This is a genomic window from Halalkalicoccus subterraneus (assembly GCF_003697815.1).
Lineage (GTDB): Archaea > Halobacteriota > Halobacteria > Halobacteriales > Halalkalicoccaceae > Halalkalicoccus > Halalkalicoccus subterraneus.
The window spans coordinates 14,865-40,823 of the sequence record NZ_RDQG01000013.1 but is presented as its reverse complement, the minus strand read 5'-3'; the positions used below and the strand labels follow the sequence as shown (position 1 = coordinate 40,823).

27 protein-coding genes are annotated in these 25,959 nt (G+C 65.6%); 16 read left to right on the top strand and 11 right to left on the bottom strand.

Annotation, left to right across the window (positions count from 1 at the left end):
- Together EAO80_RS03575 and cysE are read left to right on the top strand one after the other, a co-directional pair.
- On the top strand, positions 1–460 hold a 460-nt coding region (locus tag EAO80_RS03575; protein WP_122088568.1), incomplete at its 5' end, for an AAA family ATPase.
- A gap of 51 nt (positions 461–511) precedes the next feature.
- Complete coding sequence (gene cysE / locus EAO80_RS03570; protein ID WP_122088567.1) at positions 512–1,072, top strand: serine O-acetyltransferase; 561 nt, start codon at positions 512–514, stop codon at positions 1,070–1,072.
- A gap of 87 nt (positions 1,073–1,159) precedes the next feature.
- On the opposite strand, the gene EAO80_RS03565 is transcribed toward cysE, so the two are convergent.
- The 4 genes from EAO80_RS03565 to EAO80_RS03560 all read right to left on the bottom strand — a co-directional run bounded on the left by EAO80_RS03565 (position 1,160) and on the right by EAO80_RS03560 (position 2,306).
- Positions 1,160–1,345: a hypothetical protein gene (locus EAO80_RS03565; RefSeq protein WP_122088566.1), complete on the bottom strand. Its 186-nt coding sequence runs from the start codon at positions 1,343–1,345 to the stop codon at positions 1,160–1,162.
- 44 nt (positions 1,346–1,389) lie between these two features.
- A complete protein-coding gene (locus EAO80_RS19400) occupies positions 1,390–1,794 on the bottom strand; it encodes a hypothetical protein (RefSeq protein ID WP_162993849.1) in 405 nt (134 codons plus the stop codon).
- A 152-nt stretch (positions 1,795–1,946) separates the two neighbouring features.
- The gene (locus EAO80_RS20565; protein ID WP_281272986.1) at positions 1,947–2,078 is read right to left on the bottom strand and encodes a hypothetical protein; all 132 of its coding nucleotides are present in this window, start codon (positions 2,076–2,078) and stop codon (positions 1,947–1,949) included.
- A 30-nt stretch (positions 2,079–2,108) separates the two neighbouring features.
- Positions 2,109–2,306, bottom strand: coding sequence for a DUF5800 family protein (locus tag EAO80_RS03560; protein ID WP_122088565.1), 198 nt, complete (start codon positions 2,304–2,306; stop codon positions 2,109–2,111).
- A 96-nt stretch (positions 2,307–2,402) separates the two neighbouring features.
- Between EAO80_RS03560 and EAO80_RS03555 the strand changes: the two genes are divergently transcribed.
- Complete coding sequence (locus tag EAO80_RS03555) at positions 2,403–3,260, top strand: polymer-forming cytoskeletal protein (RefSeq protein WP_122088564.1); 858 nt, start codon at positions 2,403–2,405, stop codon at positions 3,258–3,260.
- Positions 3,261–3,390: 130 nt separating this feature from the next.
- On the opposite strand, the gene EAO80_RS03550 is transcribed toward EAO80_RS03555, so the two are convergent.
- The gene (locus EAO80_RS03550) at positions 3,391–4,767 is read right to left on the bottom strand and encodes an LLM class flavin-dependent oxidoreductase (RefSeq protein ID WP_211330624.1); all 1,377 of its coding nucleotides are present in this window, start codon (positions 4,765–4,767) and stop codon (positions 3,391–3,393) included.
- 356 nt (positions 4,768–5,123) lie between these two features.
- Positions 5,124–6,401 (bottom strand): carboxylate--amine ligase, encoded by a 1,278-nt coding sequence (locus tag EAO80_RS03545; protein ID WP_122088563.1) that lies wholly within the window; start codon positions 6,399–6,401, stop codon positions 5,124–5,126.
- A 194-nt stretch (positions 6,402–6,595) separates the two neighbouring features.
- Here EAO80_RS03545 and EAO80_RS03540 point away from each other — a divergent pair, with 194 nt between their 5' ends.
- The 8 genes from EAO80_RS03540 to EAO80_RS03505 all read left to right on the top strand — a co-directional run bounded on the left by EAO80_RS03540 (position 6,596) and on the right by EAO80_RS03505 (position 15,902).
- Positions 6,596–8,206: a Na+/H+ antiporter NhaC family protein gene (locus tag EAO80_RS03540; RefSeq protein ID WP_122088562.1), complete on the top strand. Its 1,611-nt coding sequence runs from the start codon at positions 6,596–6,598 to the stop codon at positions 8,204–8,206.
- Positions 8,207–8,256: 50 nt separating this feature from the next.
- The gene (locus tag EAO80_RS03535; protein ID WP_122088561.1) at positions 8,257–9,450 is read left to right on the top strand and encodes a redox-regulated ATPase YchF; all 1,194 of its coding nucleotides are present in this window, start codon (positions 8,257–8,259) and stop codon (positions 9,448–9,450) included.
- A gap of 41 nt (positions 9,451–9,491) precedes the next feature.
- On the top strand, positions 9,492–9,722 hold the full coding sequence (locus EAO80_RS03530) for a hypothetical protein (RefSeq protein ID WP_122088560.1): 231 nt from the start codon (positions 9,492–9,494) through the stop codon (positions 9,720–9,722).
- 32 nt (positions 9,723–9,754) lie between these two features.
- Complete coding sequence (locus EAO80_RS03525) at positions 9,755–10,303, top strand: ribbon-helix-helix domain-containing protein (protein WP_122088559.1); 549 nt, start codon at positions 9,755–9,757, stop codon at positions 10,301–10,303.
- A 95-nt stretch (positions 10,304–10,398) separates the two neighbouring features.
- Positions 10,399–11,637 carry an Nramp family divalent metal transporter gene (locus EAO80_RS03520; RefSeq protein WP_122088558.1) on the top strand — a complete coding sequence of 413 codons (1,239 nt, stop codon included), beginning with the start codon at positions 10,399–10,401 and terminating at the stop codon, positions 11,635–11,637.
- Positions 11,638–11,641: 4 nt separating this feature from the next.
- Positions 11,642–13,624 carry a hydantoinase/oxoprolinase family protein gene (locus EAO80_RS03515; RefSeq protein WP_122088557.1) on the top strand — a complete coding sequence of 661 codons (1,983 nt, stop codon included), beginning with the start codon at positions 11,642–11,644 and terminating at the stop codon, positions 13,622–13,624.
- Entirely contained in the window at positions 13,624–15,207 is a 1,584-nt protein-coding gene (locus EAO80_RS03510) for a hydantoinase B/oxoprolinase family protein (RefSeq protein WP_122088570.1), read from the top strand. The genes EAO80_RS03515 and EAO80_RS03510 overlap by 1 nt, the downstream gene beginning before the upstream one ends.
- Positions 15,204–15,902: a maleate cis-trans isomerase family protein gene (locus EAO80_RS03505; protein ID WP_122088556.1), complete on the top strand. Its 699-nt coding sequence runs from the start codon at positions 15,204–15,206 to the stop codon at positions 15,900–15,902. The genes EAO80_RS03510 and EAO80_RS03505 overlap by 4 nt, the downstream gene beginning before the upstream one ends.
- A gap of 1 nt (position 15,903) precedes the next feature.
- Here EAO80_RS03505 and EAO80_RS03500 read toward each other — a convergent pair whose 3' ends face one another.
- A complete protein-coding gene (locus tag EAO80_RS03500) occupies positions 15,904–16,281 on the bottom strand; it encodes a hypothetical protein (protein WP_122088555.1) in 378 nt (125 codons plus the stop codon).
- Between the two features lie 41 nt (positions 16,282–16,322).
- Positions 16,323–17,171 (bottom strand): UbiA family prenyltransferase, encoded by an 849-nt coding sequence (locus EAO80_RS03495; protein WP_122088554.1) that lies wholly within the window; start codon positions 17,169–17,171, stop codon positions 16,323–16,325.
- Positions 17,172–17,347: 176 nt separating this feature from the next.
- Here EAO80_RS03495 and EAO80_RS03490 point away from each other — a divergent pair, with 176 nt between their 5' ends.
- Complete coding sequence (locus tag EAO80_RS03490; protein WP_122088553.1) at positions 17,348–18,916, top strand: long-chain-fatty-acid--CoA ligase; 1,569 nt, start codon at positions 17,348–17,350, stop codon at positions 18,914–18,916.
- Positions 18,913–19,710 (top strand): enoyl-CoA hydratase-related protein, encoded by a 798-nt coding sequence (locus EAO80_RS03485; protein ID WP_122088552.1) that lies wholly within the window; start codon positions 18,913–18,915, stop codon positions 19,708–19,710. Before EAO80_RS03490 ends, EAO80_RS03485 begins: the two co-directional genes overlap by 4 nt.
- Positions 19,711–19,730: 20 nt before the next feature.
- Here EAO80_RS03485 and EAO80_RS03480 read toward each other — a convergent pair whose 3' ends face one another.
- Entirely contained in the window at positions 19,731–20,699 is a 969-nt protein-coding gene (locus EAO80_RS03480) for an MBL fold metallo-hydrolase (protein WP_122088551.1), read from the bottom strand.
- 112 nt (positions 20,700–20,811) lie between these two features.
- On the opposite strand from EAO80_RS03480, the gene EAO80_RS03475 reads away from it, so the two are divergent.
- Together EAO80_RS03475 and EAO80_RS03470 are read left to right on the top strand one after the other, a co-directional pair.
- Positions 20,812–21,951, top strand: coding sequence for an acyl-CoA dehydrogenase family protein (locus EAO80_RS03475; RefSeq protein ID WP_122088550.1), 1,140 nt, complete (start codon positions 20,812–20,814; stop codon positions 21,949–21,951).
- Between the two features lie 39 nt (positions 21,952–21,990).
- Complete coding sequence (locus tag EAO80_RS03470; protein WP_122088549.1) at positions 21,991–22,509, top strand: winged helix-turn-helix domain-containing protein; 519 nt, start codon at positions 21,991–21,993, stop codon at positions 22,507–22,509.
- A 95-nt stretch (positions 22,510–22,604) separates the two neighbouring features.
- Here the strand turns inward: EAO80_RS03470 and EAO80_RS03465 are convergent, their stop codons facing one another.
- Both EAO80_RS03465 and EAO80_RS03460 read right to left on the bottom strand, forming a co-directional pair.
- Positions 22,605–23,372: an SDR family NAD(P)-dependent oxidoreductase gene (locus EAO80_RS03465; RefSeq protein ID WP_122088548.1), complete on the bottom strand. Its 768-nt coding sequence runs from the start codon at positions 23,370–23,372 to the stop codon at positions 22,605–22,607.
- 92 nt (positions 23,373–23,464) lie between these two features.
- Positions 23,465–24,679, bottom strand: coding sequence for an acyl-CoA dehydrogenase family protein (locus tag EAO80_RS03460; protein ID WP_122088547.1), 1,215 nt, complete (start codon positions 24,677–24,679; stop codon positions 23,465–23,467).
- Between the two features lie 102 nt (positions 24,680–24,781).
- On the opposite strand from EAO80_RS03460, the gene EAO80_RS03455 reads away from it, so the two are divergent.
- Positions 24,782–25,846: a phosphotransferase family protein gene (locus tag EAO80_RS03455; RefSeq protein WP_122088546.1), complete on the top strand. Its 1,065-nt coding sequence runs from the start codon at positions 24,782–24,784 to the stop codon at positions 25,844–25,846.
- Positions 25,847–25,959: the final 113 nt, after the last annotated feature.

Sequence of the window (25,959 nt, the reverse complement as noted above, 5' to 3'; positions counted from 1 at the left end):
CGCCATCGCCTCCAAGCGCACGGAATCGAAGACGTCGGGCGACGCGGAGGTCCAGCGCACGATGATGCAGCTGCTCAGCGAAATGGACGGCTTCGAGGATCGCGGCGAGGTGCGGATCATCGCCGCCACGAACCGCTTCGACATGCTCGATCGCGCCATCCTCCGGCCCGGCCGGTTCGACCGGCTCATCGAGGTCCCCAAGCCCGACGCGGAGGGACGAGAGCTCATCTTCCAGATCCACACCCGGGAGATGAACGTCGCCGAGGACGTCGATTTCGGGGCGCTCGCAAACGAGATCAACGACGCGAGCGGCGCCGACATCAAGGCGATCTGTACCGAGGCGGGGATGTTCGCCATCCGCGACGACCGTACCGAGGTCCGAATGGAGGACTTCGAGGAGGCGTGGGCGAAGATCCAGGCCGAGGACGAGGACGACGAGGTCTCGAAGACGTTCGCCTGACCGGCACCACAACAGCTACCCTTCTGCACGCGATAGTACCCAGAGATCGACATGCTTCGAGTTCTCCGAAGACTGCACGAGGACGTACGAACGGCGAAGGCGAAGGATCCGGCGGCAAAGAGCACGCTCGAAGTCCTGCTGGCGTATCCGGGCCTGCACGCGATCTGGACATATCGGATCGCACACGCGCTGTGGACCCGTGGGTTCGGCCTCGCCGGTCGGCTCCTCTCGCACTACGCCCGCTTTCTCACGGGCGTCGAGATCCACCCCGGCGCCGAGATCGGCCGACGATTCTTCATCGACCACGGGATGGGCGTCGTGATCGGCGAGACGACCCAGATCGGCGACGACGTGATGCTGTATCACGGCGTGACCCTCGGCGGGGACTCCTTAGCGGACGAGAAACGCCACCCGACCCTCGAAGACGGCGTCACCGTCGGGGCCGGCTCGACCCTGTTGGGCCCGATCGTGCTGGGCGAGGGCGCAAGCGTCGGCGCCGGTTCAGTCGTTCTCGATTCGGTACCCGGCAACTGCACGGTCGTGGGCAACCCCGCCAAACTCGCCGGCGACTGTGCCGAGGACGACTCGGTCACCCTGGGAACGCCGAACTAAAACCGCGAAGATCGCGGGGGACTGTGCCGAGGACGATTCCGTGATGCTGGAGCGGGGCGTCGATCGATAGGGTCGGTCATATAGTCGTTAGGAGCCCGCACGGACCAGACAGACACACGAGTAGAGGACGAACACGAACAGGAGGAAAAACATGATCGCTCCCATGGGATCGGTCGCCCAAATGAGTGCCGCCATCACCGCAAACGACACCGATAAGATGGCTGAACAGATCGCCTTCAAGTAGAGCGGGTCGATGAGATCGTTCCGTGTCATTTTGAGTGTATTTGAAGGAGTTGGTTCGATGTTTCGTGGTTACTCTACAGCGAGTTGCTCGGATCTACCGGCTTCGCCTTGCTCCATGCAGTCGCGGGACTGCTACCGACCGTAACGCCGAGACCACCGTATCCCGAGTAGTCAGGATTACGATAAACGTAGTCCGGGGAGACGACCGGAGAAGTGCCTGACTGCTCGCTGGGATCATCGGCCGACTGAGTGAGGTCTGCCACACTGAGCGCTGCAGATTTGACAGTCGGATCAAGACCGAGGTCCATTAGGGCCTGTTCGACTCCATCGGCCCCATTTCTATCCGCTCCTGAGAGCACAGCAGCGTTGATCTCCTCTTTCGTCAATTCGTCCTCGCTTGCAGCGCCGACTCCGGTGATTGCGCCAACAGTAGCCAACGATCCGGCGGCGGCTGCGATGAACTGCCGTCTATTTCGCATTTTACTTATTTTTAGATATTTATAATATTAAATACTTCTGTCGCTGTGAATATTCCTCCGTTTACAGTGATGGAGCAGATACCGGTAGCAACCGTCTGATCGGGTGTCGTCCTCAGGTCTGGTCGTACGAAGACCGTTCGAGGGGGTGTCCGCTAGAACCCTGCGAAGATCGCGTACGGCACGAGAAAGAGCAAGAGGGTCATCACGAGCAAGAGCAGTCCGTAGCCCGCGAGCGTGCCGGCGGCGGTCCGGAAGGCGGGATGGGTGAACCGGGCGAGATCCATACGCGTCGCTCGAACGGGGCGGGCTAAAAACTACCGGACGATGTCGCCGACGCGCCGGGGTTCGCCGGTGAGTTCGGGGTTGCGCTCGATGATCTGGAGGATCTCGTGGTCGGTGACGTCCCAGTAGCGTTTCTCGGTGGCCTCCTCGATCAGCTCGCGTTCGAGGCGGAACTCGGTTCCCTCGTAGAGTACGTCGACACCCTCGTCGTCGATGGAGATCGTCGTCATGACTGGGAGGAAGCCGTCGAGGTGCAAGATCCTGTCGTCTGACGGTCGTCGGACGCCCACACGAAGTTTAAGGGGAAAGACCGCGGACAGGAAGGCGTGTCACTCCGTCCGGACCCCCTCTCGGCGCTCTCGATCCCCGACGGCACCGTCGTGGAGGAACACGACCTCGTGGTCGACGGCGACGTGCTGGTCGGCGCCCAGAGCACCGTCGAGTTCGGGATCAGGGGACGGAACGTCGTCGCCGGCGAGCGCGTCCACTTCGGTGGACACATCGAGGCCGAGGGCGACTGCCGGCTCGATACGTGGTGTACGGTCGCGGACAACGTGCTGGTGGGTGCGGACGCGTATCTCGGCGAGCGGATCGAGATCGACGGCCAGCTGGTCGTCGGCGGGGACCTGGACATCGGCGACGACGTTCAGATCGCTGAAGGGTTCGAGGCCAGCGGCTGGATCGTCATCCGGAACCCGATGCCGACCATCGTCTTCCTGTTCATGTACCTCACCCACCTGCTGCGAATGGGCGAGGACGACGCCGCCGAGGAGCTCGTCGAGGAACTGTTCGACGAGGAGGAGGGCCCGAAGCCGCTGACGATCCCGACGGGCGCGACCGTTTCGGACGACGCCTGGCGGGTGTCGCCACCCGCCGAGATCGGTCGGGACTGCCGGCTCCACGGCAACGTCCGGGCGGAATCGATCAGTGTAGGGGAAGACACCGAGATCTTCGGCAGCCTGCGGGCGCGCGGCGACATCGACGTCGCCTCGGGTGTGATCGTCCACGGCGACGTCACGACCCGAAACGGGACCGTCACCGTCGCCGAGGACGCCCGCGTCTGGGGCGACGTCTCGTGTGAACACCTCCGACTCGCGCGTGACGGGATCGTCGACGGGACGATCCGCGCGCGCGGCGAGGTCAACATGGGGCTATCGACCGATCCGGACGGTTCGGCGCAGTGATACTACTACCCAGTATTCGACGTTCGAGGAGAGCCGCGAGGAGGTAGACACCCACACGGATCAGGCGGTACGGGGAGGGGACTACACGACCGACGGCGAGTACGTCGACGAAGTGCCGATGGCGGCTTCGTTATACGCCCATTCCCGACAGCGCCTCGCGTTTCCCGGTGTGATCCTCGGCGAGTCCCGACCGACCGGTCATCGTCTCGCGAAGGGTCTCGTCCCCGTACTGCTCGCGAACCAGCCCGCGCACTCGCAACTCGGGGACCACGAGGTCGACGAAGTCCCGCAGCGTCGCCGGTCGAACGACCTCCTTGACGTTGAACCCGTCGACGCCGACCTCGCGGAACCAGTGTTCGAAGGCGTCGGCGATCTTCTCAGGGGTTCCAACCACCACGGGCGAAGTCGTTCCGAGCCCGGCGAACTGTGCCATCTCCCGCACCGTCCACTCCCGATCCGGATCGCTCTTCGTGAAGGCGTTCACTGCGCCCTGGATCGCCTCGGTCTCGATGTGTTCGAGCTTCCGGTCGGGGTCGAGTTCTGAAAGGTCCATGTCCATAAAGCCGCTGAGCAACGCGAGCGTCGCCTCCACGTCGATGGTCTCCTTGTAGCTCTCGTGTTTGGCCCGGGCGAGTTCCTCGGTCTCGCCGACGATCGGGACGAGCCCCATGTAGAAATCCAGCGAATCGGGGTCCCGGCCATGCGAAGCGGCACGCTCTCGCATGTCGGCCATGTACTCTCTCACTCCCGATTCGGTGGGTTGGCTCGTGAAGACGGCCTCGGCGTTCCGCGCGGCGAACGCGCGCCCGCGCTCGGAGGAGCCGGCCTGATAGATCACCGGTGTTCGCTGGGGCGAGGGTTCGCAACCGTGAAGGCCCGGCACGTCGAAATACTCGCCCTCGAAGCCGATCTCTCTCACTTTTTCGGGGTCGGTGTAGACGCCCGAATCGCGATCCCGGACGACCGCGTCGTCGTCCCAACTGCCCTCCCAGAGGCGATAGCAGACCTGCATGAACTCCTCGGCGCGGTCGTAGCGCTCGTCGTGGCCCATGCGCTCGTCGAGCCCGAGGTTGCGCGCGGCGCTCTCCAGGTAGGAGGTGACGACGTTGAACGCGATTCGGCCGTCGGTGAGGTGATCGAGCGTCGAGAACTCGCGGGCGAGCTGGTAGGGATGAGTATAGGTCGTCGAGCGCGTGATCGCGAACCCGAGGTGGTCGGTGACCTCGGCCATCGCGGGCACCAGCGCCTGGGGGTGGTTCGAGGGCGTTTGTACTGCGCGCTCGATGGCGATCTCGCGACTGTCGTCGTAGACGTCGTAGATCCCCCGGACGTCGGCGAAGAAGATCGCGTCGAACCCGCCGCGTTCGGCCGTGCGTGCCAGTTCGGTCCAGTACTCCCTGTCCGTGTACCGGGCCGACTGGTCGCCCGGATAGCGCCACGACCCGGCGCTGACGTGTTCGACCGAGTTCATCGTAAAGAGGTTGAACCCCATTCGCTCGTCTGGCATACCGGGAGGTCGGACGCCGCCGCCAAAAGCCGCTTGATAGCGGCGAACGGAAATCGAACTGAACGTGGAGATGATCGGGCGCTGCGAGTCCCTTGCTGGGAAAACGGAGTGGGCCGGCGCGGCGGAGCCGCGCCGGCTTTTTGTTACCAAACGCCAGCGGCGTCTGGTTGCTAGCAGGTGATTTGCTCCTACGATGTCGCCGAAAATCGAAGGTTTCTGGCTGCTAACCGGATTCCAACGGAATCGGTGATGTGGTCAGAGCGAAGCTCTGACCGCCTGCCGGACGGAGTCCGGCAATGGAGGAGATTTTTTCTCCGAGAGGGTCGCGCAGCGATCCCGAGGAGTAAAAGGATCCGCTAGCAGGAACAGTAGTACTCGACCGAGCCGAACTTCGTTCGGATCACGTCGTAGGTCGGGTTCGGATCCGACGGCGAGTAGACGCCGGTCGCCAGATCGTCGCCGGCTTCGAAGGCCCCGGAGACGAGCGCGGTCCACTGCGGTTCGGTGAGAACGTCCCCGAAGCTCTCGTCGGTCCCGAGCAGTTCGAGGTAGTCAGGCAGGTAGACCCAGCGCGCGTCCGTGATCTCCGTGGGTTCGTACGCCGCGCCCGTCGCGTCGGCGTAGGCGGCCATCGGGAGGTTCGCGCCCGCCGCCACGGGGAGGCAGATCCACTTCCAGGGCCGAGTGTTGACGTCGAGCAGGACGTACTCCTTTCGCTCGCGGTCGTAGACGAACTCGGATTCGCTGATCCCGTAGTATCCCGTCTCCGATAGGACCGAGAGGGCGCGCTCTTCGATCTCCGGCCGGTCGACCCGCTCGACCACACACGAGGTGCCGAACGAGAGGGGATACCGGACGAGCGGATTGCCGACGAAGGTGAGTGGATCGCCGCTCGGCGGGACGTACGAGGCGAGCGAACAGTCCTCCCCCTGAGCGATGGGGACCCGTTCCTGGGCCATCACGCGAATATCGGCCTCGCGGGCGGTTTCGATTACCTCGGCGTATTCGCTTTCACTACTGATCTCGATGACGTTCGTCCCGACCGCCTCCTCGAATTCACGTTTGCGTGCGGGCTTGAGGACGAACGGGAACTCGAGTTGATCGAGGGCCTCCTCAGGTTCGATGGGGTCGCCGAGCGCTGCGGCGGCATCGGGCGACTCGTCGCCGATCCCCGCGATGCGGTAGGTCTCGGGGTAGGGGACGTCGAGCTTCTCGGCGAGTCCGTAGAGAGACTCCTTGTCCAACACCCGATCGACCACGCGTTTCTCGGCGAAGGGCAGGCGCACGCCCGCGGGCTCGGCGTCGGCGAAGGCGTGAACCCATTCGTCCATACAGCCGAAGGCGACGGGCTCGCCTTCGACGGCGTCGGCGATCGCCTCGACATCCTCCTGGAAGCCCTCACGGTCGGAAAACGGGTACGTGACCTCCCCGGCGAACGCAACGGCCTCCGAGGAAGACGCGACCCCGTCGCCGTTGCGGTCGACTGCGATCACGGGCACGTCGTGGGCCGCGAGCGCGCGGGCGACGCCCAGCCCCGTTATGTGGGCGTTACAGACGATCGCGGGCGGTCGATCGAACGCGTGGTCGCGAAGCCGGTCGAGGAGCTCGTCGCGCGGGAGGAACTCGGTGGCCATACCCCGGCTTGCACCCTTTCGAGCAAAAGCCGACCGGTACGACCGGCGACTCCCGTCCCGGAGACATACTGTGAGTACTACGGACTAAACGACAGAAATAATGGTTGCCCGTACGGTTTTCATCGATTATGTGTGAGAGTAAGGTGATTCATCGGTGTCGAAAGTGTTAACACCTGGCTTGAATAGAGGGACGTATGACAACCGGAAGCGAATTCGGGGCGTTGTCGCTCGTACCGCCGCTGATCGCGATCGCACTGGCGATCATCACCCGGCGAGCGCTACTGTCGCTGTTCATCGGGATCTGGTCGGGTGGAATCATCTACTCGGGGAGTCTGGGGATCGTCCAGACCTTCGATTGGATCGTGAGCGCGATCGGGGAGGACGTCTTTCACGCCCAGATCATCGTCTTCGTCTCGCTATTGGGGGCGGGGATCGCGCTGATCTGGCGGATGGGCGGGTCGCTCGCGGTCGCGAACTACGCGACGAGTCGGCTCGATTCCCATCGGAAAGTCGGAATCGCGACGTGGCTGTTGGGACTGGTCTGGTTCTTCGACGATTACGCCAACACCGCGATCGTCGGCTCCTCGATGAAGGACATCGCCGACGAGACGAACATGTCCCGCGAGAAGCTCGCCTACCTGCTCGATTCGACCGCCGCGCCCGTCGCGACCTTCGGCATTTCGAGTTGGGTCGCCTACCAGATCAGCATGATCCAGACGGGCTACGAGGCCGCGGGGATCACGGACGTCGCCCCCTCCGCGTTCCTCACCTTCCTCAGGAGCATGCCGTACAACCTCTACTGCCTCTTTGCCCTGCTCATGGTCGGCGTGATCGTCCTCACCCGGCGTGACTTCGGCGAGATGCTCGACGCCGAACACCGCGCCCAGAGCACGGGGAAGGTGAACCGCGACGACGCAAAGCCCCTTCAGAGCATGAAGGACGACCTGGGCGACGTCGAAACCGACTCGCCGATGGTCCGGTTCTTCACGGTGCCGATCCTCGCGCTGGTGACAGTCGTCGCCGTCGGCGTGGCCTGGAGCGGCTACTCGCCCGGCGCGTCGGCCATCGACATGGCCGAGAGCGCGGACTTCATGGGCGCGCTCGTCTGGGGTTCCTTTGCGATGGCCGCGAGCGCGCTCGTGCTCTCGTTGGTGTATGACGTCCTCTCGATCGACGAGGGGATGGAGACGGTGCTCGACGGGTTCGGCATCATGCTGCACGCCATCGCGATTCTCGTGTTGGCATGGTCGATCGGGGCCGTCGCCGGGGCGCTCGAAACCGGCGCGTACGTGACCGAGATCGCCGCGGGATTCATCACGCCGACGCTGCTACCGATCGTGATCCTCTTCGCCGGGGGCTTCATCTCGTTTTCGATCGGCACCTCGTGGGGGACGATGGCGCTCGTAACGCCGGTGGCGATCCCGCTCGCATGGGAGGTCTCCGGGGGTTCCTCGGAGATGCTTGCGGTCGCGACCGGTGCGGTCTTCTCAGGGGCGATCTTCGGCGATCACTGCTCGCCGATCTCCGACACCACCGTGCTGTCCTCGACGTTCGCCGGGGCGGACCACATCGACCACGTCCGCACCCAGATCTACTACGCGCTGACCACTGCCGCCCTTGCCACGATCGGCTATCTGCTCTACGGGCTGACCGGCCTGCCGCAGTTGGTCCTCATCCCCGTCGGGATCGTGCTGCTGGTCGCGGTCGTCTACGGGTTCTCGGAACTCGACGCGCGCCGGAAGGGCCTGACGGCCAAACCGTTCGTCACGCGAGAGCGCGACTCGTTGGCCGACGCCGACGACTGATCCCGCTCGACCATCGAAAGGCAGTTCCCTCGATCCCCGATACCACCAGTATGCTCACGCTCGCGCTCGCCGGCAAGCCGAACGCCGGCAAGTCAACCGTCTACAGCGCCGCGACCCGTGCCGAGGTCGACATGGCGAACTACCCCTTTACGACGATCGACCCGAACCGGGGAGTGAGCTACGTCCGCACCGACTGCCCGTGTCTCGCCCGCGAGGAACGTTGTGACACCGAGAACTGCCGGGACGGGAAACGCTACGTTCCGGTCGAACTGATCGACGTCGCGGGCCTCGTTCCGGGCGCCCACGAGGGCCGCGGGCTCGGGAACCAGTTTCTGGACGCGCTGACGAACGCCGACGCGATCATCACCGTCGTGGACGCCTCCGGCGGCACGAATGCCGAGGGAGAGCCCGTCGATATCGGCACGTACGACCCCGTCGAGGAGATCGACTTCATCGAGGAGGAGATGGATCGCTGGCTCGCGGGGATCGTCGAGCGAAACTGGGAGGGCGTCGAGCGCCAGTCGCGCTCGCCCGGTTTCGACATCGACGAGGCGGTTTCCGACGTTCTCACGGGCTTCGGCGCGAGCGAGGCCGACGTCGCCGTCGTGTTGCGCGAACTCGACTATCCCGAGAACCCCCGCGAGTGGACCGACGAGGACAGACGGGATCTCGCCCGACTGGTTCGCGCCCGGACGAAACCCATTCTGATCGCCACGAACAAGGCCGACATCGCGCCCGCCGGGAACATCGAGCGACTTCGGGAGGCCGGCGAGGAGAGGGGCCGACACGTGATTCCGACCACCGCCGAGGGCGAACTCGCCCTGCGGAAGGGTGCGGAGGCGGGACTGATCGAGTACGATCCGGGCGACCCGGACTTCGAGGTACTCGGCGAGCTCAGCGGGGCCCAGCAGGGGAAACTGGAGGAGCTCGGAGAAACGATGGCCGAGTACGGCGGCACCGGCGTGCAGGCGGCGCTCGACGGCGCAGTATACGACCTGCTCGACCGATTCACGGCCTATCCGGTCCAGAACGAGACGCGCTGGACCGACGGCCAGGGCAACGTCCTCCCCGACGCCTTCCTGCTTCCCCGTGGATCGACGCCGAAGGATCTGGCCTACGCCGTCCACTCGGACATCGGCGAGGGCTACCTCCACGCCGTCGACGCCCGCTCGGACCGTCGAATCGGGGAGAGTCACGAGCTCTCGGAGGGCGACGTGATCAAGATCGTGAGCACGGCCACGTAGTAGAGCAGAACCGTTAGTAGCGTCCGGTCGAACGGGAAGACATGAGCGTGAACCGCGAAACGACCGCGGACGGATCCGAGTCGGAAGGGGACGAATCGGGCGGCGGGTTGGGCGGCATGCTCCTGATGATCGGGATTCTCGACCTGTTGTTGCTCGGGGTCGCACTCTATGCGTTCTCGTTGGGCGCGCCGACAGTGGGAGGGGGCATCCTCGCGCTCGCACTCCTGCTCACGGGGATCGACCTCTTTCTCTACCGGCGTGGCTCGTTCTAAGGGTATATCCCCGCCGACTTCGAGTATCCACCATGACCGACCGCGTGACGGTATCGCTCGACGAGGACTCACGAACCGCCCTCGACAGCCTGCTTTCGGAGACCGGCGAGGGCCAAAGCACCGTGGTTCGCCGGGCGCTCACCTTCTACGCCGCGAACCTCGAGGCCGCAGAGACCGACGTGAGCGCCGATCTCCAGCAGTACCACCGCCTGCTCTCGACGGGCGAGCACGTCCTGTTCGACGTGGATTTCCTGCACTGTTTTCTCGATCACGTCTACCGCGAGGGCGAGCCCGATCCCGAGTTCCAAGCCGCGGCCGACCGCGTAGCCGACTTCCACGCCGCCGAGTACGCCGAACGCTTTGCCGATCTGGGCGAGGTCCTCGAATGGCTCTCGCTGTGTGGCTTTCTGACCGTCCGTGGGGTCGAAAACGACACCTACCACGTCGTCTTCCCCTCCGAACCGACCAAGGAGTTCATGCTCCGGTTCGTCGAGCGCTCGACGGCCGACCTGCCCTTCGAGGTCGACATCGAGGAGGGAGTCGCAAAGGCGCTGCTCACCCAGCGAAAAGTGAACGAATGATCGGTTCACACGTCTGATGAAGGTCGTATGAACGCCTCTCAACAAGCTTGATACCCTCACCGGGCTTCGTGAATCCATAGCATGAGTGAGAGAGGATGACATTGAGGAACCGGCTGAAATCGATCGGCCCCGGGGCGATCATCGCGGCGGCGTTCGTCGGCCCCGGAACGGTAACGACTGCGAGCGTCATCGGGGCTCAGTACGCCTACGTGCTCGTCTGGACGATCGCCTTCTCGGTTATCGCAACGATCGTCCTCCAGGAGATGAGCGCCCGGCTGGGACTCGTCTCTCGGGCGGGGCTGGGCGAGGCGCTCAGGGGGGAGTTCGACAGCCCTACCGCGAAGGCCGCGAGCGTCGTGCTCGTCGTGAGCGCGATCGGGATCGGCACCGCGGCCTTTCAAACTGGTAACATCGTCGGCGGCGCGGCCGGGCTGGCGACGATCACCGGCGTTAGCGAGAGCGTCTGGGGACCACTGATCGGGCTGGTCGCGGCGGCGCTGCTCTGGACGGGTAACTACGAACTGATCGAACGGACCTTCGTCGCGCTGGTGATCGTGATGGGCCTCGCCTTCGTCGCGAACGCGATCATGGTGCGGCCCGACCTCGGCGCGCTGGCTCGCGGGTTCGTCCCCGCAGCCCCCGAAGGCTCGGCCTACCTGATCGCCGGACTGATCGGGACGACCGTCGTGGGTTACAACCTCTTCCTGCACGCGAGTACGGTCCAGGAGCGCTGGGGTGGGCCGGACGACCTCGCAGAATGTCGCACCGACACGATCGCCTCGATCCTCTTCGGCGGCGCGATCACCCTCTCTATAGTTATCACCGCTGCGGCCGTGTTCCCCGCCGGCACCGAGATCGGCGACGTCGGGGCAATGGCCAACCAGCTCGAACCCGTCTTCGGCGGGTTCGCACTGACCTTCTTCGCGATCGGGCTGTTCGCCGCCGGCTTTACGAGCGCCATGAGCGCGCCGCTTGCGGGGGCCTATGCGACCGCGGGGGCGCTCGGCTGGGACGTCGACCTGAAATCCGCTCGGTTTCGTGCGATCTGGCTCACGATCCTCGGCGTCGGGACGGTGTTCTCGGGGCTGGGCTACGACCCCGTCCAGGTGATCGTCTTCGCGCAGGTCGCGAACGGGATTTTGCTCCCCGTTCTCGCCGTCTTCCTCATCTACGCGATGAACAACGACGCGTTGCTCGGCGAGCACACCAACACCCGAATACAGAACGCGCTGGGAGCCGTGGTGACGCTCGTCGTGATCGGCATCGGACTCCAGACGCTGCGGGACAACCTACCAGCGTTCGTCGAGTTCCTGCGGGGCGCACTCGGAGCGTGAACGAATGACCGAAACACACATCGGGGTCGACGTCGGCGGCACGTTCACTGACGTGGCGTTGTACACTGAAAACGGCCTCACGACGGCGAAGGTACCGAGTACGGCGGATCAGAGCGTCGGCGTGATGGCCGCCATCGAGAAGGCCTGCGAGGACGCGAGGATCGCTCCCGAGGAGGTCGACGCCTTCAGCCACGCGATGACCGTCTCGGTCAACGCGCTGCTCGAACGGAACGGTGCAAAGACGGCGCTCGTGACGACCGACGGGTTCCGTGACGTCCTCGAAATCGGCCGGCAGGCCCGGCCTGACCTCTACGACCTGGACGCCGAGAAACCTGCGCCGCTGGTCCCCCGGAAACGCCGGTACGAACTCGACGAGCGCGCCACCCCCGAGGGGATCGAGGAGCCGGTCGACGAGGGGGACGTACGGGAACTCGCCAACCGGATCGATGACGGGGTCGAGAGCGTCGCGGTCTGCCTGTTGCACGCCTACGCCCACGACGACAACGAGCGCCGGGTCGCGGAGGTACTGCGCGAGGAGCTCGACGTTCCGGTCTCGACCTCGAGCGAGGTGCTCGCCGAGTTCCGGGAGTTCGAGCGGACGTCGACGACGGCAGTCGACGCCTACGTGAGGCCCGCGATCGACTCCTACGTCGGGCGACTCGCGGAGCGCGCCGCGGAGGCGGGCGTTCCCGTTCCGCGGATCATGCAGTCCAACGGCGGGACCGCCGAGGCAGAAACGGTACGAGAGCACGCCGTCACGACGACCCTCTCGGGGCCGGCGGCGGGCGTCGTCGGCGCGGGGGCCACCGTCGAAAACGAGGCGGGGCTGGTTACCTTCGACATGGGCGGGACCTCGAGCGACGTGAGTCTCGTTCGCGACGGCGAGATCGAGCGCACGACCGACGCGGAGATCGACGGCATCCCCATCGGGACCCCGATGGTCGACGTGAACACCGTCGGCGCCGGCGGCGGCTCGATCGCCTGGGTCGATTCGGGAGGAGCGCTCCGGGTCGGCCCCCGCTCGGCGGGCGCCGAGCCCGGCCCCGCCTGCTACGGCAAGGGCGGCGAACGCGCGACCGTCACCGACGCGAACGTCGTGCTCGGCTACATCGGCCCGGAGACGGCGCTCGGCGGCGAGATGACCCTCGACGTCGAGGCTGCCGAGAACGTTCTCGCGGACCTGGCCGAGAGGGCCGGGCTGGACGGTCCCCTCGAAGCCGCACGCGGCGTTTATCGAGTGGCGAACGCGAACATGGCCCGCGCGGTGCGGTCGGTGACGGTCGAGCGGGGCTACGATCCCCGCGGGTTCGGGCTCGTCGCCTTCGGCGGCGCGGGCCCGATGCACGCCGTCTCGCTCGCCGACTCGCTCGACATCGATCGGGTGGTCGTCCCGCGGCCCGCGGGCGTGCTCTCCGCGTTCGGCCTGCTCGCGGCCGACGAGAAACACGACGCCGTCAGGACCTACCGCGCTCCACTGAAAGAGGCCGACGCGGCGGGGGTCGAGTCGGTGTGTTCGGAACTCGAGGAGCGAGTCCGCGGGGAGACCGCCACCGGCGAGCCCGCGGTCGAGCGGGCGGCCGACCTGCGATACGTCGGCCAGAGCTTCGAGATCACCGTCCCCCTCAGCGAGTTCGACCCCGCGGAACTCGAAGAGCGGTTCCACGCGGCTCATAACCGGACCTATGGCTATCGGATGGACGAGGCCGTCGAACTCGTCAACCTCCGAGCGACAGCGACGGTACCCCGCGAGGCACCGCAGATCGCCTACGAGGGCGTGGGCGACCCCGTCGTCGGCGAGCGCGAGGCGTACTTCCCGGAGACCGGCCGCCGGGAGGCGACGGTCTACGACCGGGATCGCCTCGCGCCCGGCGAGCGGGTCGTGGGGCCCGCAGTGCTGGAACAGGCCGAAAGCACGACCGTCCTGCCCCCCGAATGGGTCGGGACGGTCGATTCGTCGGGAGCGCTCACCGCACGGAGGCAGGACTGATGGACGCGATCACACTGGAGATACTCAGAAACCAACTCGAAAGCATCGCCGAGGAGATGGGACAGGTCCTCATTACGGGGGCGTACTCCCCGAACATCAAGGAACGCCGGGATTGCTCGACCGCGCTGTTCGACCGGGAGGGACGCATGGTCGCGCAGGCCGAGCACATTCCAGTTCACTTGGGCGCGATGCCCGAGGCCGTCGAGACGGTCCGGGAGAAGGACCCACGTCCGGGCGACGTCTTCGTCCTGAACGACCCCTTTTCTGGAGGGACGCACCTGCCCGACATCACGATGGTCTCGCCGCTGACGGTACGAGATGAGATCGTCGGCTACGCCGTTTCGAGGGCCCATCACGCCGACGTCGGCGGCTCGACCCCGGGAAGCATGCCCGCGGGGGCCCGCGAGATCTACGAGGAGGGACTGCGACTACCGGCGGTTCGCCTCCAGCGGGCGGGCGAGACGAACGAGGACGTGATGGAGCTCCTGCTCGCGAACGTCCGGAACGCGGGCGAGCGCCGCGCGGATCTGCGCGCCCAGCTCGCGGCGAACGACCGCGCCGAAGACAGGTTGAACGACCTCTTTGCCGAACACGGCGAGGCGGTAGTCAGGGAGGGGTTCGACGCCGTGATCGACTATTCGCGCAAGCGAATCGAGGCGGAGATCGCCGACCTCCCCGACGGGACCTACGAGGCGACCGACCTGCTGGAGGGCGACGGGATCACCGAGGAGGACATCGAGATTGCGGCGACGGTCATAGTAGAAGACGAGTCGATCGACGTGGATTTCTCGGGGACCGCAGAGCAGGTCCCGGGCAACGTCAACGCCCCGCTGGCGGTGGCCAAGAGTGCGGTCTACTTCGTCGTGCGCTGTGTCACGGACCCCGAGATCCCACCGAATCACGGCTGTTACGCGCCCGTCTCGGTGCGTGCACCCGAGGGATCGCTGCTGAACCCGCGACCGCCCGCGGCGGTAGTGGGAGGAAACGTCGAGACGAGCCAGCGGGTCACCGACACCGTCTTCCTCGCGCTCGCGACGGCCGCACCCGACCGGGTGCCCGCCCAGGGCCAAGGGACGATGAACAACCTGACCGTCGGCGGGAGGGATGGAGAATTCGCCTACTACGAGACGATCGGCGGCGGGTTCGGCGCCAGGGCAACGAAGGACGGCATGGACGGCGTGCAGGTGGGCATGACCAACACGCTCAACACGCCCATCGAGTCCCTCGAAACCGAGTACCCGCTGCGCGTCGAGGAGTACTCGCTTCGCGAGGGGAGCGGCGGACGCGGGCGCCACCGGGGCGGACTGGGGCTCGTCCGTTCGGTCCGCGTCGAGGAAAGCGCGACCGTCTCGCTGCTGACCGAGCGGCGGCGCCGCGGCCCCCGCGGGCTCGCCGGCGGCGAGGACGGGACGCCGGGTGAGAACCTGATCTCAGGGGAGTCGGTCCCCGCGAAGACGACCCGTGACGTCCCCGCCGGGGCGCTGATCACCGTGAAAACGCCCGGCGGCGGCGGTCATGGTGACCCCGACGAGCGCGATCCCGAACTGGCCGAGCGCGACCGCGAGAACGGGGTGGCCGAATGAGCGGGTGGCACCGCCTCGGAGCGGTGATTCCCTCCTCGAACACCGCCGTCGAGCGGGAGTTCCCGAAATACGTCCCCGAGGAAGTGTCGGTTCATACCAGTAGAATGCCGCTGGAATCGGTCACCGCGGACGCCCTCGACTCGATGAGCGATCGGGTCGTCGAGTGTGCCGAACTCCTCTCGCACGCCGACGTCGAGGCGGTCGCCTACGCCTGCACGACCGGGAGCCTGCTGCACGGCCCCGGGTTCGATCGCGAACTGGAGGAGGAACTCTCGGCGGCGGTCGGCGGGCCGGCGGTCGCGACGGCGCTATCGGTCGACAGGGCACTTGAGACCCTCGACGCGAAACGGATCGCCGTCCGGACGCCCTACAACGAGGAGCTGAACGCCCGCGAGCGGGAATATCTGGAGGCCGCGGGCTACGAGGTGGTCTCGATCTCGGGGCTCGGGATCGAGGACAACACGGAGATCGGGGCACTCACACCGAAGAACGCCGCCGAGCAGGTCGAAACGGTCGATTCGAGCGATGTCGACGTCGTCTTCGTCTCGTGTACGAACTACCCCACGCTGTCGGCGGTCGAGTCGATGGAGGACGCGCTGGGGGTGCCAGTAATAACGAGCAACGGGGCGACGCTGTTGGACCTCTGTCGGGCGGCCGGGTTCGAGTGCGAGGGCCCCGGCGCGCTGTTTCGCTGACTCAGTCGAACTGCTCTGCGGTGTCGACCCCGGCGACGACGCCCGAGGCGTTTCCTAGGGAGTCACTGTCGCCCTCGCTCGCGACGAACAGCGCCTCGGCCTGGCGCTCGTGGGCCTGCCGTGCGGCGTCCTCGAGGGAGTCCCCGAGGTCGTAGGGCTCGAACAGCGACTCCCACTCGTCGGGGTCGACGGCGTAGGCGCGTCGCTCCTCGACGGTGACGTAGGTGTCGTGCTCGAACTCGGAGTGACGCCCCTTCAGGTCGGCGTCGAGCAGTTCGAGCGCATCGGCCAGTGCCTCACGGTCGACGTCCGAATCCTCGGCGGTCCGCGAGACGATGTCGGTCTCGATCGCCGTCGTGCGGACGGTGTCGTCTGCCATGTCCCGGCGTTCGAACGGGGACGGATTAAAACCCGGGCCGGCTACAGCGGTCGGAACCAGACCGCCGCAAGGAGGAGAGCCAGAAAGACGTACGCCCCGCGAACGAGCAGCATCGTCGCGAGTTCGGAGTCCGCACGCCGGGAGATCGCGGCCACGACGCCGAACGCGACCACGGCGAGCGCCGTTTCGGGCGGGAACACTCGAAGGAGCGCGAAGCCGACCACGAGCGCCAGCCCGAGCGCCATCAGTCCGTAGGCAGTGCTCCGGGCGCGCTCGGGACCCAGCGCGACCGCGACGGTTCGCTTCTCGATCGAGCGATCGTAGGCGTAGTCCTGCTGGTCGTCGATGACTTTCACCCCCGAAAGCAGGACGAGAAAGACGAGCGCGAACGCGAGCGCGATCGGTTCGAGGGCGCCGACCTGGACGTAAAACCCCCCGAGGATAGCGAGCGCGATCCCGGCCGGATATCCCGTCGTCGTGGTGATCGGGTTGGTGTCGAGTTGGGGTGCATGGAGGTAGGCGATGAGCCACGTCGGCAGCGTCAGCAGGGCGGCCCACGGACCGACGAGGACTCCGAGCGCGAGCGTGCAGGCGAAAAACAGGACGGTTGCACCCACGAGCGCGCGCTCACAGCCCGCCTCCGAGAGCGGGTGGTCGTCGTCCTCGCCCCGGCGATAGAAGTCGACGTAGCCGTCCTTGACGTGGGCGGTGTAGACCGCTGCGAAGATCGCCGTCATATGCAGCGCGCCGAGCGCGAGCGAGAACTCCCCGGCGAGCATGCTACCGAACCACGAGGCGGCGACCGGCGGCAGCATGAACACGGGATGGACCTGTGAGAGCAGCGCCGACAGATCCCCACCGACCCCCTCTCCGTGGCGTGCGAAGGCCATGGGTACCTCGATGGCTCGGACTCACATAGTTGTGGGTCCCGGCTCGACGCGTCCTAACCCATCTGGACGACCGTATCGAGTCGTTGATCACTGGTAGGGATATCGGGTACTTTCGGAAATTCTGGAAGACACAGTGGGAATCTTTTTGCCGGGGAGCACCATTGTACGGATCGAACATGACAAATCTTGTCAGACAGGTGGCGAGGGTGGTCGAGGAGGCCCCCGAGCGGACGGCGGTCGGCTACGAGGGCGACGAAACCCCCTACCGGGAGTTCTGGGCGCAGACGGGGGGCTTTGCGGCGGCCCTCGACGAACGAGGGATCGGGGCCGACGACCGGGTGGGGGTCTACCTACCGAACCTCCCACAGTTCCTCGTCGCCTTTCATGGGACCCTGAGAGCCGGCGGCGTGGTCGTCCCGATGAACCCCCAGTACAAGGCCCGCGAGATCGGCCACCTGCTCGCCGACAGCGGGGCGAAGGCGGTCGTCACGCTGTCGGATCTCGTCCCGTTCGTCGAGGAGGTGAAGGACGACACCGACGTCGAGACGGTCGTCTCCGTGGGCGGCGAAGCAGAAGGGGCGATCACCTTCGAGGAGTTCCTCGCCGAGGAGGAACTCGACGTGGTCGAGCGGGACGACGACGCTGATGCGGTCCAGCCCTACACCTCGGGGACCACGGGCCGGCCCAAGGGGGTGCAGCTGACCCACGAGAACCTCGCGACGAACGCCGAGGCGTCGGTGTCGATCGTCCCCGACGGGATCCGCGCCGACGACACGATGCTCGGCGTGCTTCCCCTCTTTCACATCTACGGGATGACGGTGACGATGAACGCGACGCTCTTCGCCGGCGGGGCGTACTACCCGCGCCCGTCGTGGGACGCGGGGGAGGCGACCTCGCTGATCGCCGAGGAAGAGATCAGCCTGATGCACGGCGTGCCCGCGATGTACAACGACGTGATCAACCAGCCCGACGCCACGGAGTTCGACCTCTCCTCGCTCCGTCTCGCTGGCGTCGGCGGCGCTGGCATCCCGATCGAAGTCCTCCGGAGGTTCGAGGAACTGTACGACGTGACCGTCTGTGAGGGCTACGGGCTGACCGAGACCTCGCCGGTGACGCACTTCAACAGCCCCGACGACCGTCGGGTCGGCTCGATCGGCAAGAGCCTGCCGGGGATCGACTCGCGGATCGTCACCGACGACTTTACCGACGTGCCGCCGGTCGAGCGCGGCCCCGTCGACGAGGAGGAGGTCGACCTCAACGAGATCACGGGCGAACTCGTCATCGCCGGCCCGAACGTGATGAAGGGGTATTATGGCTTGCCCGAGGCGAACGAGGAGGCCTTCACCGAGGAGGGCGGGCGACGCTGGTTCCACACCGGCGACATCGGCTATCACGACGCCGAGGGCTTCTACTACGTCGTCGATCGCGAGAAACACATGATCGTCACCGCGGGCTACAACGTCTACCCGCGCGAAGTCGAGGAACTGCTGTTCGAACACGAGGCCGTGGCGGACGCCGCCGTCGTCGGGATCCCCGACGAGCGCCGGGGCGAGACGATCAAGGCCTACGTCGTCTTGAGACCGGACGCCGACGTGAGCGAGGAGGCCATCAAGGAGTACTGCCTGTCGAACCTCGCGGAGTACAAACACCCCCGCGAGGTGGAGTTCGTCGAGGAACTGCCCCGCACCACCACCGGCAAGGTCCAGAAGTTCAAACTCGAAGAGCGGGAACTCGACGCCGAATGATCGACAGCGACGCCGTTCGACTGGCGCTCGACGACGGGGTAGCGACGGTCACGATCGACCGGCCCGACCGAAAGAACGCTCTCTCGCAGGAGGTGAGCGACGGCCTGCGTAAGGCGCTCGCAACGGTCGAGGGGCGCGGCGCGCGCTGTCTCGTCGTCGAGGGATCGGGCGGCGCGTTCTCGGCGGGCGGGGACATCGCTGCGATGCGCGAGGGGATCGAGGGCGACGCCCCAATCGACCAGCGGGTGCGCGAGCTCGAACGTACGACCAGCGAGACCCTCGCCCGACTAATCACCTATCCGCTGCCGACGGTCGCGAAGGTCGACGGCCCCGCCGTGGGTGCCGGCGCGAACCTCGCGCTGGCCTGTGACCTCCAACTGGCGAGCGACCGGGCGAGCATGGGCTTCGTCTTCCGAAACGTGGGCCTGAGCGTCGACGCCGGGACTTCCTATCTCCTGCCCAGAGTCGTCGGCGAGAACGTCGCCAAGGAACTCGTCTTCACCGGCGAGATCCTCGACGCCGAGCGCGCGGGCGAGATCGGGCTGTTCAACCACGTCTATCCCACCGAGGAGTTCGACGAGCGTGCCGACGAGCTCGTCGAGCGGATCGCCGCGGGCCCGACGGTGGCGCTTCGCCACGCCAAGCGATTGCTCGGCGAGGGCCTCGAGAAGTCCGTCGACCGCGCGATGACCGACGAGGCGGTCGCTCAGGGAGTCGTCTTCGAAAGCGCCGACCACGAGGAGGGCGTCGAGGCCTTTCTCGAGGGGCGCGATCCGGAGTTCGAGGGACGTTAAGCGTTAGGTCGGGTCAAAAGTCAGGCCGACGGGATCAACGATTCGAGGTCCGGTTCCCCGGTGAGGACGTACTCCTTCCCGTCGCGTTCGACGTGGCCCGCATCTTCGAGATGGTCCAGATGGGCGAAGGCCTCGCCGGGACCGTGCATGACGTGAATCCCTTCGAGATCGCCGAACAGCTCCGCGCTGACGCTCCAGGCGTCGGCGGGTCCCTCCCGGAGCACCGAAAGGACCCGTTCGGTCCGCTCGCGGTGGTGATCGAGGATATACCGGGCGCGTTCCGTCGGCTCCTCGATGACGTCACGGTGGCCCGGCCAGACCCGCTCGAAGTCGTGCTCGATCAGCGTTCGGAGGGAAGCGAGGTATTTTTCGAGGGGGGCCTCGACCCGGACGTCCGCGCCGCCGACGTTCGGGGTATAAACAGGGAGGATCGTATCGCCGACGAACGCCTCGGTTCCGTCCCCAGTGGAGAACGCGAAACAACAGAGTCCCGCGGCGTGGCCCGGCGTGTGCAGCGTATCGAGGGCCATCTCGCCGGTCTCGATCCGCTGACCGTCCTCGATCGTGGTGACGTCGGCCGGCTCGCCCATGATCTCCTGATGGGAGTCGAGAAAGGTAAGCAGTTCTTCGCGCTCCGCCTCGGGCATCCCCCACTCGGCGAACAGCTCACGGCGGCGTGCGTCCAGATCGGCGAGCGCCTCGGCGCGCTGCTCGATCAGCGGTGCGTCGGCCGCGTGGGCGTACACCGTCGCGTCGCTCTCGCGCTGGAGTTCCCCCGCTAATCCGGCGTGGTCGGAATGGAAGTGCGTGAGGACGACTTGCTCGATATCGGGAACGTCGTAGCCGTACTCGGCAAGTCCCTCGTGGAGCTGCCCGCGGGTTCGCCCGGTCGCGATCCCGGTATCGAGAAGCGTCAGGGGCTCGCCCTCCATGAGATAGGCGGTATTGCGTCCTTCGAACTCCTCGTTGCCGAGCGCGATGGCGTGCATACCTCACCCATGACTGCGCCGGTATTAAACGGGGGCGTTTCGGACGACGATTTGGTTAACGAAGTTCGAACTACTGGCAAAGATATTTTACAGCGGAATTCGACTCGCCCGTATGGCATTCACGCTGTCCGACGAACACCGGGCGATCCGCGATGCGGTGCGGGAGTTCGGCGAAGAGGAGATCGCGCCGGTCGCACGCGAGCACGACGAGGAGGGAAAATACCCCTACGAGTTGATCGAACAGGCCGCCCGCTACGATCTCGTCGCGCCGAACATCCCCGAGGAGTACGGCGGGCCGGGGATGGACACCCTCTCGAGTAGTATCGTTACCGAGGAACTCTGGCGGGCCGACCCGGGAATCGGGAGCGCGATCGGTTCCAGAGGATTCGGATCGAACATGATCCTCGAGTTCGGCGACGAGTGGATGAAATCCGAGTGGCTCACCCGGATCACGGGCGGCGAGTCGGCGTGTGCAAGCGCGATCAGCGAGCCCGCCCACGGGTCGAACGTCGCGGGGATGGAAACGCGCGCACAGCAGGACGGCGAGGAGTACGTCATCAACGGCAACAAGACATGGATCACCAACGGAACGGTCGCCGACGTCGCGGTCGTGATGGCGAAAACCGACATGGAGGCCGGAAAGCGCGGGATCACCGCGTTTCTCGTTCCGACCGACACCGAGGGGGTCACCGCCGAGAAGATCGACAACAAGCTCGGCATCCGGGCTTCGGATCTCGCCGAACTGATCCTTGACGACGTGCATGTGCCTGAAGAAAACGTCATCGGGGAGGTGAACGAGGGGTTCTACCAGCTGATGAACTTCTTCAGCTCCGGGCGGGTGAGCGTCGCCGCTCAGGCCGTGGGTGCGGCACAGGGGGCGTTGGATGCCGCCCTCGAGTACGCGGGCGAGCGCGAGCAGTTCGGCCGGAAGATCGGGGAGTTCCAGGCGATCGAGCACAAACTCGCGGAGATGGCGACCTCGGTCGAGGCGGCCCGGTCGCTGACCTACCGGGCGGCGAGCGAGGTCACGGACGGCGACCAGCGCACGGCGATGAAGTTCGCGAGCATGGCGAAACTCTTTGCAAGCGAGCACGCCGTCGAGGTCGCAGACGAGTCGATCCAGGTCCACGGCGGGGCGGGATACGTGACGGATCATCCCGCGGAACGCTACTACCGGGACGCCCGGATCACCAAGATCTACGAGGGGACCAGCGAGATCCAGAAGAACATCATCGCGGACCAACTGCGCTGATCGAAAGGACCAGTATTCGAGGCGAGAAATTCCACGATCATGCCCGAAGACCCGCCAAACTGGGAGTTCAAGGAGCGCGACATCGTCATTCTCAGGGAGCTCTCGGCGAACCCGCAGATCTCCTCGCGCAAACTCACCGAAATTCTAGAGGACGAATACGACATCGACGTTTCGCACGTGACCGTCAGCGAGTCGATCCGGAAGATGCGCCAACAGGGCGTCTTCCGCGAGACGATCGTCCCCAACGAGGAGTACTTCATCTTCGGACTCTTCGAGTTCAAGTTCAATCCCGAGAACTTCGAGGAGGGGTGGCGCGACGCCATGGAGTACATCCGCGACGACCGTCACACCCTCTTCTATTTCCTCTCGGACGGCGAATACCAATGGAAATCGGTGATGATGTTTCCGGACCGTCGGTCGGAGTCGCACTGGATCCACGAGTTCTACAAGGCCCACGGCGCGGTCATCGAGAACATCCGTAATTCAGTCATTCACAACGTCCTGAAGTTCCGGACCGACCCCGAACTCCTGAACGACCTCTCCGAGACCGGCGAGTAGCCAGCAGAGCTACGCTGGTAAACGACGACGGGATCGGACGCGAGGCGACGCCCATCGGGAGTCGGCCACTCGACGGCTGCTACTCGATCAGCTGATCAGAGTTCGGGTGTTTCCTCGACGCGGGGTACCCCGCCGGCGGTGATCGTCTCGCCGACGACGTAGGAGGAGGCGGGACTCGCAAGGAACTGGGCGATGTCGGCGATCTCGTCGGGGAGCCCGATCCGGCGCTCGACCGACTCGCGGTCGATCTCGTCGGCGGAGACGCCCATCTGGGATTCGACGCCCGGCGTCGCGACGAAGCCCGGCGCGATGCAGTTCACTCGAACGCCGTCGCCGGCCCATTCCGCCGAAAGGGTCGTCGTGAGGTTGACGATCCCCGCCTTGGCCGCTCCATAGTGGCTCATGTAGGGCGAACCGTGCTGGCCAGCTATGGATGAAAGGTTGATTACCGTCCCGTCGTCCCGTTTGAGATGCTCGCCGGCGGCCTGCGTGCAGTGGTAGGTGCCATGAAGGTTGATGTCGACGATGGTTTGCCAGCCGTTCTCGCTGATGTCGTCGAAGCCGGCCATGAAGCTCGCGCCGGCGTTGTTCACGAGACAGTCGATTTCCTCGAACTCCTCGACGCATGCCTCGACCAGTGCCTCGACGGCCTCCCGGTCGGTGACGTCACACTCGACGGCCAGCGCCTCACCGCCCGCCTCGCGAATGTCCTCTGCGACCAGGTCGACGTTTCCCTGCTCGCGCGAGCAGATCACGACCCGTGCGCCCTCGTCGGCGAAGCGTTCGGCGATCGCACGGCCGATCCCGCTCGACGCCCCCGTGACGATCGCAACCTGCCCGTCGACCCCGAACCGCCCGCTCATCGTTTCGCCCGACTGCGAACTGTTGTTACCATTGGTAGTACATCAGTCGTGTTTCCATTCACTGTTAATAAGCGTTCATCCCGGAGGGCGAGTTACTCCCCGTATCGGGTGATGTGTTCGATCTCGCTCTCGTCGACATCCTCGAAGGCATCGCGGGCGATCACGCGCTTGTGGACCTCGTCGGCCCCGTCGACCAGCCGGAACTGGCGGACGTTCTCGTAGAAGTCGGCGATCGGAAGGTCCTTGCCGATGCCGTTGGCGCCACAGAGTTGGAGGCAGTCGTCGATCACCTCCTGAACGGTGTTGGCGGCGAACACCTTCGCCATCGAGACGGGAATCCGCGCTTCCCCGCCGGATTCGATCTCGTGGGCGGCGTGGCGCACCATCGTCCGCGCGGCGTGCAGGTCCGTCTCGGCCTCCGCGATCGTAAAGCGGATCGCCTGCTTCTCGCTGAGCCGTTCGTCGAACCCCTCGCGCTCGCTGACGTAGGCCTTCGCGACGTCCAGCGCACGCTCGGCCATCCCCGAGTAGCGCATGCAGTGGGTCAGGCGGGCGGGTCCCAGTCGTTCTTGGGCGTGGGTGAAGCCCTCGTTGAGCTCTCCCAACAGGTTCTCCTCGGGAATTATCACATCGTCGTACCGGATCTCGGCGTGGCTCGTGCCCGTGACCTCGCCACCGACATGGGGGATCTCCCGGACGACCTCCACTCCCTCGGTGTCGCTCGGAACGAGAAAGAGCGAACAGCCGGCGTAGGGATGGGCCTCGTGATCCGTGCGCGCCATCACGATCAGTACGTCGGCCTCCGATCCCTGCGTCGTCCACCACTTGTGACCATTGAGGATCCACTCGTCGCCCTCTTTTTTCGCGTGGGTTTCGAGCATTTTCGGGTCGGAGCCACCCCCTTGAAGGGGTTCGGTCATCGAGAAGCCCGAACGGATTTCGCCGGCGACGAGCGGTTCGAGCCATTCCGCTTTCTGTTCCTCCGTACCGACGAGTTCGAGCGTGTGCATGTTGCCCTCGTCGGGGGCATCCACGCGGAGGGCGGCCGGTCCCAGCAGGCTTCGACCTGCAGCCTCGAAAACGGGTAACATATCGCGGTAGCTCAGGCCCTGCCCGCCGTATTTCTCGGGTAAGTGCGGGGCATACAGCTCGCGCTTGCGGGCGGCCTCGCGCAGCGTTTCGAGCTGCGCTTCCGGGACGGGACCGCTCCCCATAACCTCCCGTTCGACCGGAATCACCTCCTCGTTGACGAACTCGCGGGTCCGGCTGGCGAACTCGCGTGCACGCCGTGTGTCGTCGTACTCCATACGAAGACATCGGCGATACACTGTAAAAGGATTCCCCCGAGGGAGTGTCGGTTGGTAATTCCATCCCATAGCTATTCATACGACGGGGGACTACCGATCCGCATGACCGACGCGCATGAGACGTACTTCGAGCGCCTCGTCGACGAGGACGCACTCGCGGCGTACCTCGAAGGTGAACTCGGCCCCGTCGAGCGCTACTCGGTGTCCCACCACCAGGAGGGCCACTCCAACGAGACGCTGTTCGTGACGTGGGGCGAGCGGGAGCTGGTGATTCGCCGCCCGCCGCCGGGCGAGGTCGCAGACACCGCCCACGACGTGCTTCGGGAGCATCGAGTGATGGACGCCCTACAGGGGACGGATGTCCCGCTCCCCGAGACCCTGCTGGCCTGCGAGGACCACGACGTGATCGGCAGCGACTTCTACGTGATGGAACGGGTCGCCGGCGACGTCCTCAGAGAGGAAGAGCCCGAGCGATTCGTCGACCACAGGGAGGCGGTTGGCTACGAACTGGTCGATTCCCTCGTTGCTATCCACGAGGTGGACCCCCGGGACGTGGGGTTGTCGGAGTTCGGTCGGCCCGCAGGCTACACCGACCGACAGGTCGAGCGCTGGGACGACCAGATCGAGTGGGCCACCGAGGTCACGGCAGAGGAACGCGAGGTACCTACCCTCAGGAAGGTCGGCGACTGGCTCGAAGCGAACAGGCCGAGTTCACACCCCCACACCCTCGTCCACGGCGACTACAAACTCGACAACGTGCTGTTCGCACCCGGCACGCCACCCGATCTGGTGGCGGTCTTCGACTGGGAGATGAGCACCCTCGGGGACCCCTTCGCTGATCTGGGGTGGATGCTCTCCTATTGGCGCGATCCGAAGGACCCCGAGCCAGCCATCCCGGAGCTCACCGCGCGATTCATGGAGCGGGACGGGTATCCGACCCGCGAGGGGTTGGTCGCACGCTACGAGGAACGGTTAGGGATCGAGTTCGAACACGAGCGCTTCTACCGCACGCTGGCGGTCTACAAACTCGCCGCGCTCGGCGAGATGTTCTTCAGGCGCTACCTCGAAGGCAACTCCGACGACCCGATGTACCCGAAGATGCGCGATCGCGTCCCGGCGCTGGCCGAGCGCGCGAGGCGGATGATCGAGGGCGAGGAGCCGCTTTGAGGGGCGTTACCCGTCTCGAAGGTCCTTCTTGAACGTTCATCGTGGATCGGGGGTTCGTTCGTCGTTTTCTCCGATAAACCCACCACACTTTTCGTCTTACTTGTGAATTATAT

Coding starts and splice junctions, on each gene's coding strand:
- EAO80_RS03510 (WP_122088570.1), top strand. CDS start 13,624: ATGGACGCGATCACACTGGAGATACTCAGAAACCAACTCGAAAGCATC.
- EAO80_RS03475 (WP_122088550.1), top strand. CDS start 20,812: ATGGCATTCACGCTGTCCGACGAACACCGGGCGATCCGCGATGCGGTG.
- EAO80_RS03560 (WP_122088565.1), bottom strand. CDS start 2,306: ATGACGACGATCTCCATCGACGACGAGGGTGTCGACGTACTCTACGAG.
- EAO80_RS03530 (WP_122088560.1), top strand. CDS start 9,492: ATGAGCGTGAACCGCGAAACGACCGCGGACGGATCCGAGTCGGAAGGG.
- EAO80_RS03515 (WP_122088557.1), top strand. CDS start 11,642: ATGACCGAAACACACATCGGGGTCGACGTCGGCGGCACGTTCACTGAC.
- EAO80_RS20565 (WP_281272986.1), bottom strand. CDS start 2,078: ATGGATCTCGCCCGGTTCACCCATCCCGCCTTCCGGACCGCCGCCGGC.
- EAO80_RS03480 (WP_122088551.1), bottom strand. CDS start 20,699: ATGCACGCCATCGCGCTCGGCAACGAGGAGTTCGAAGGACGCAATACC.
- EAO80_RS03535 (WP_122088561.1), top strand. CDS start 8,257: ATGCTCACGCTCGCGCTCGCCGGCAAGCCGAACGCCGGCAAGTCAACC.
- EAO80_RS03485 (WP_122088552.1), top strand. CDS start 18,913: ATGATCGACAGCGACGCCGTTCGACTGGCGCTCGACGACGGGGTAGCG.
- EAO80_RS03550 (WP_211330624.1), bottom strand. CDS start 4,767: ATGCCAGACGAGCGAATGGGGTTCAACCTCTTTACGATGAACTCGGTC.
- EAO80_RS03565 (WP_122088566.1), bottom strand. CDS start 1,345: ATGACACGGAACGATCTCATCGACCCGCTCTACTTGAAGGCGATCTGT.
- EAO80_RS19400 (WP_162993849.1), bottom strand. CDS start 1,794: ATGCGAAATAGACGGCAGTTCATCGCAGCCGCCGCCGGATCGTTGGCT.
- EAO80_RS03455 (WP_122088546.1), top strand. CDS start 24,782: ATGACCGACGCGCATGAGACGTACTTCGAGCGCCTCGTCGACGAGGAC.
- EAO80_RS03470 (WP_122088549.1), top strand. CDS start 21,991: ATGCCCGAAGACCCGCCAAACTGGGAGTTCAAGGAGCGCGACATCGTC.
- EAO80_RS03490 (WP_122088553.1), top strand. CDS start 17,348: ATGACAAATCTTGTCAGACAGGTGGCGAGGGTGGTCGAGGAGGCCCCC.
- EAO80_RS03505 (WP_122088556.1), top strand. CDS start 15,204: ATGAGCGGGTGGCACCGCCTCGGAGCGGTGATTCCCTCCTCGAACACC.
- EAO80_RS03545 (WP_122088563.1), bottom strand. CDS start 6,401: ATGGCCACCGAGTTCCTCCCGCGCGACGAGCTCCTCGACCGGCTTCGC.
- EAO80_RS03465 (WP_122088548.1), bottom strand. CDS start 23,372: ATGAGCGGGCGGTTCGGGGTCGACGGGCAGGTTGCGATCGTCACGGGG.
- cysE (WP_122088567.1), top strand. CDS start 512: ATGCTTCGAGTTCTCCGAAGACTGCACGAGGACGTACGAACGGCGAAG.
- EAO80_RS03525 (WP_122088559.1), top strand. CDS start 9,755: ATGACCGACCGCGTGACGGTATCGCTCGACGAGGACTCACGAACCGCC.
- EAO80_RS03540 (WP_122088562.1), top strand. CDS start 6,596: ATGACAACCGGAAGCGAATTCGGGGCGTTGTCGCTCGTACCGCCGCTG.
- EAO80_RS03520 (WP_122088558.1), top strand. CDS start 10,399: ATGACATTGAGGAACCGGCTGAAATCGATCGGCCCCGGGGCGATCATC.
- EAO80_RS03460 (WP_122088547.1), bottom strand. CDS start 24,679: ATGGAGTACGACGACACACGGCGTGCACGCGAGTTCGCCAGCCGGACC.
- EAO80_RS03500 (WP_122088555.1), bottom strand. CDS start 16,281: ATGGCAGACGACACCGTCCGCACGACGGCGATCGAGACCGACATCGTC.
- EAO80_RS03495 (WP_122088554.1), bottom strand. CDS start 17,171: ATGGCCTTCGCACGCCACGGAGAGGGGGTCGGTGGGGATCTGTCGGCG.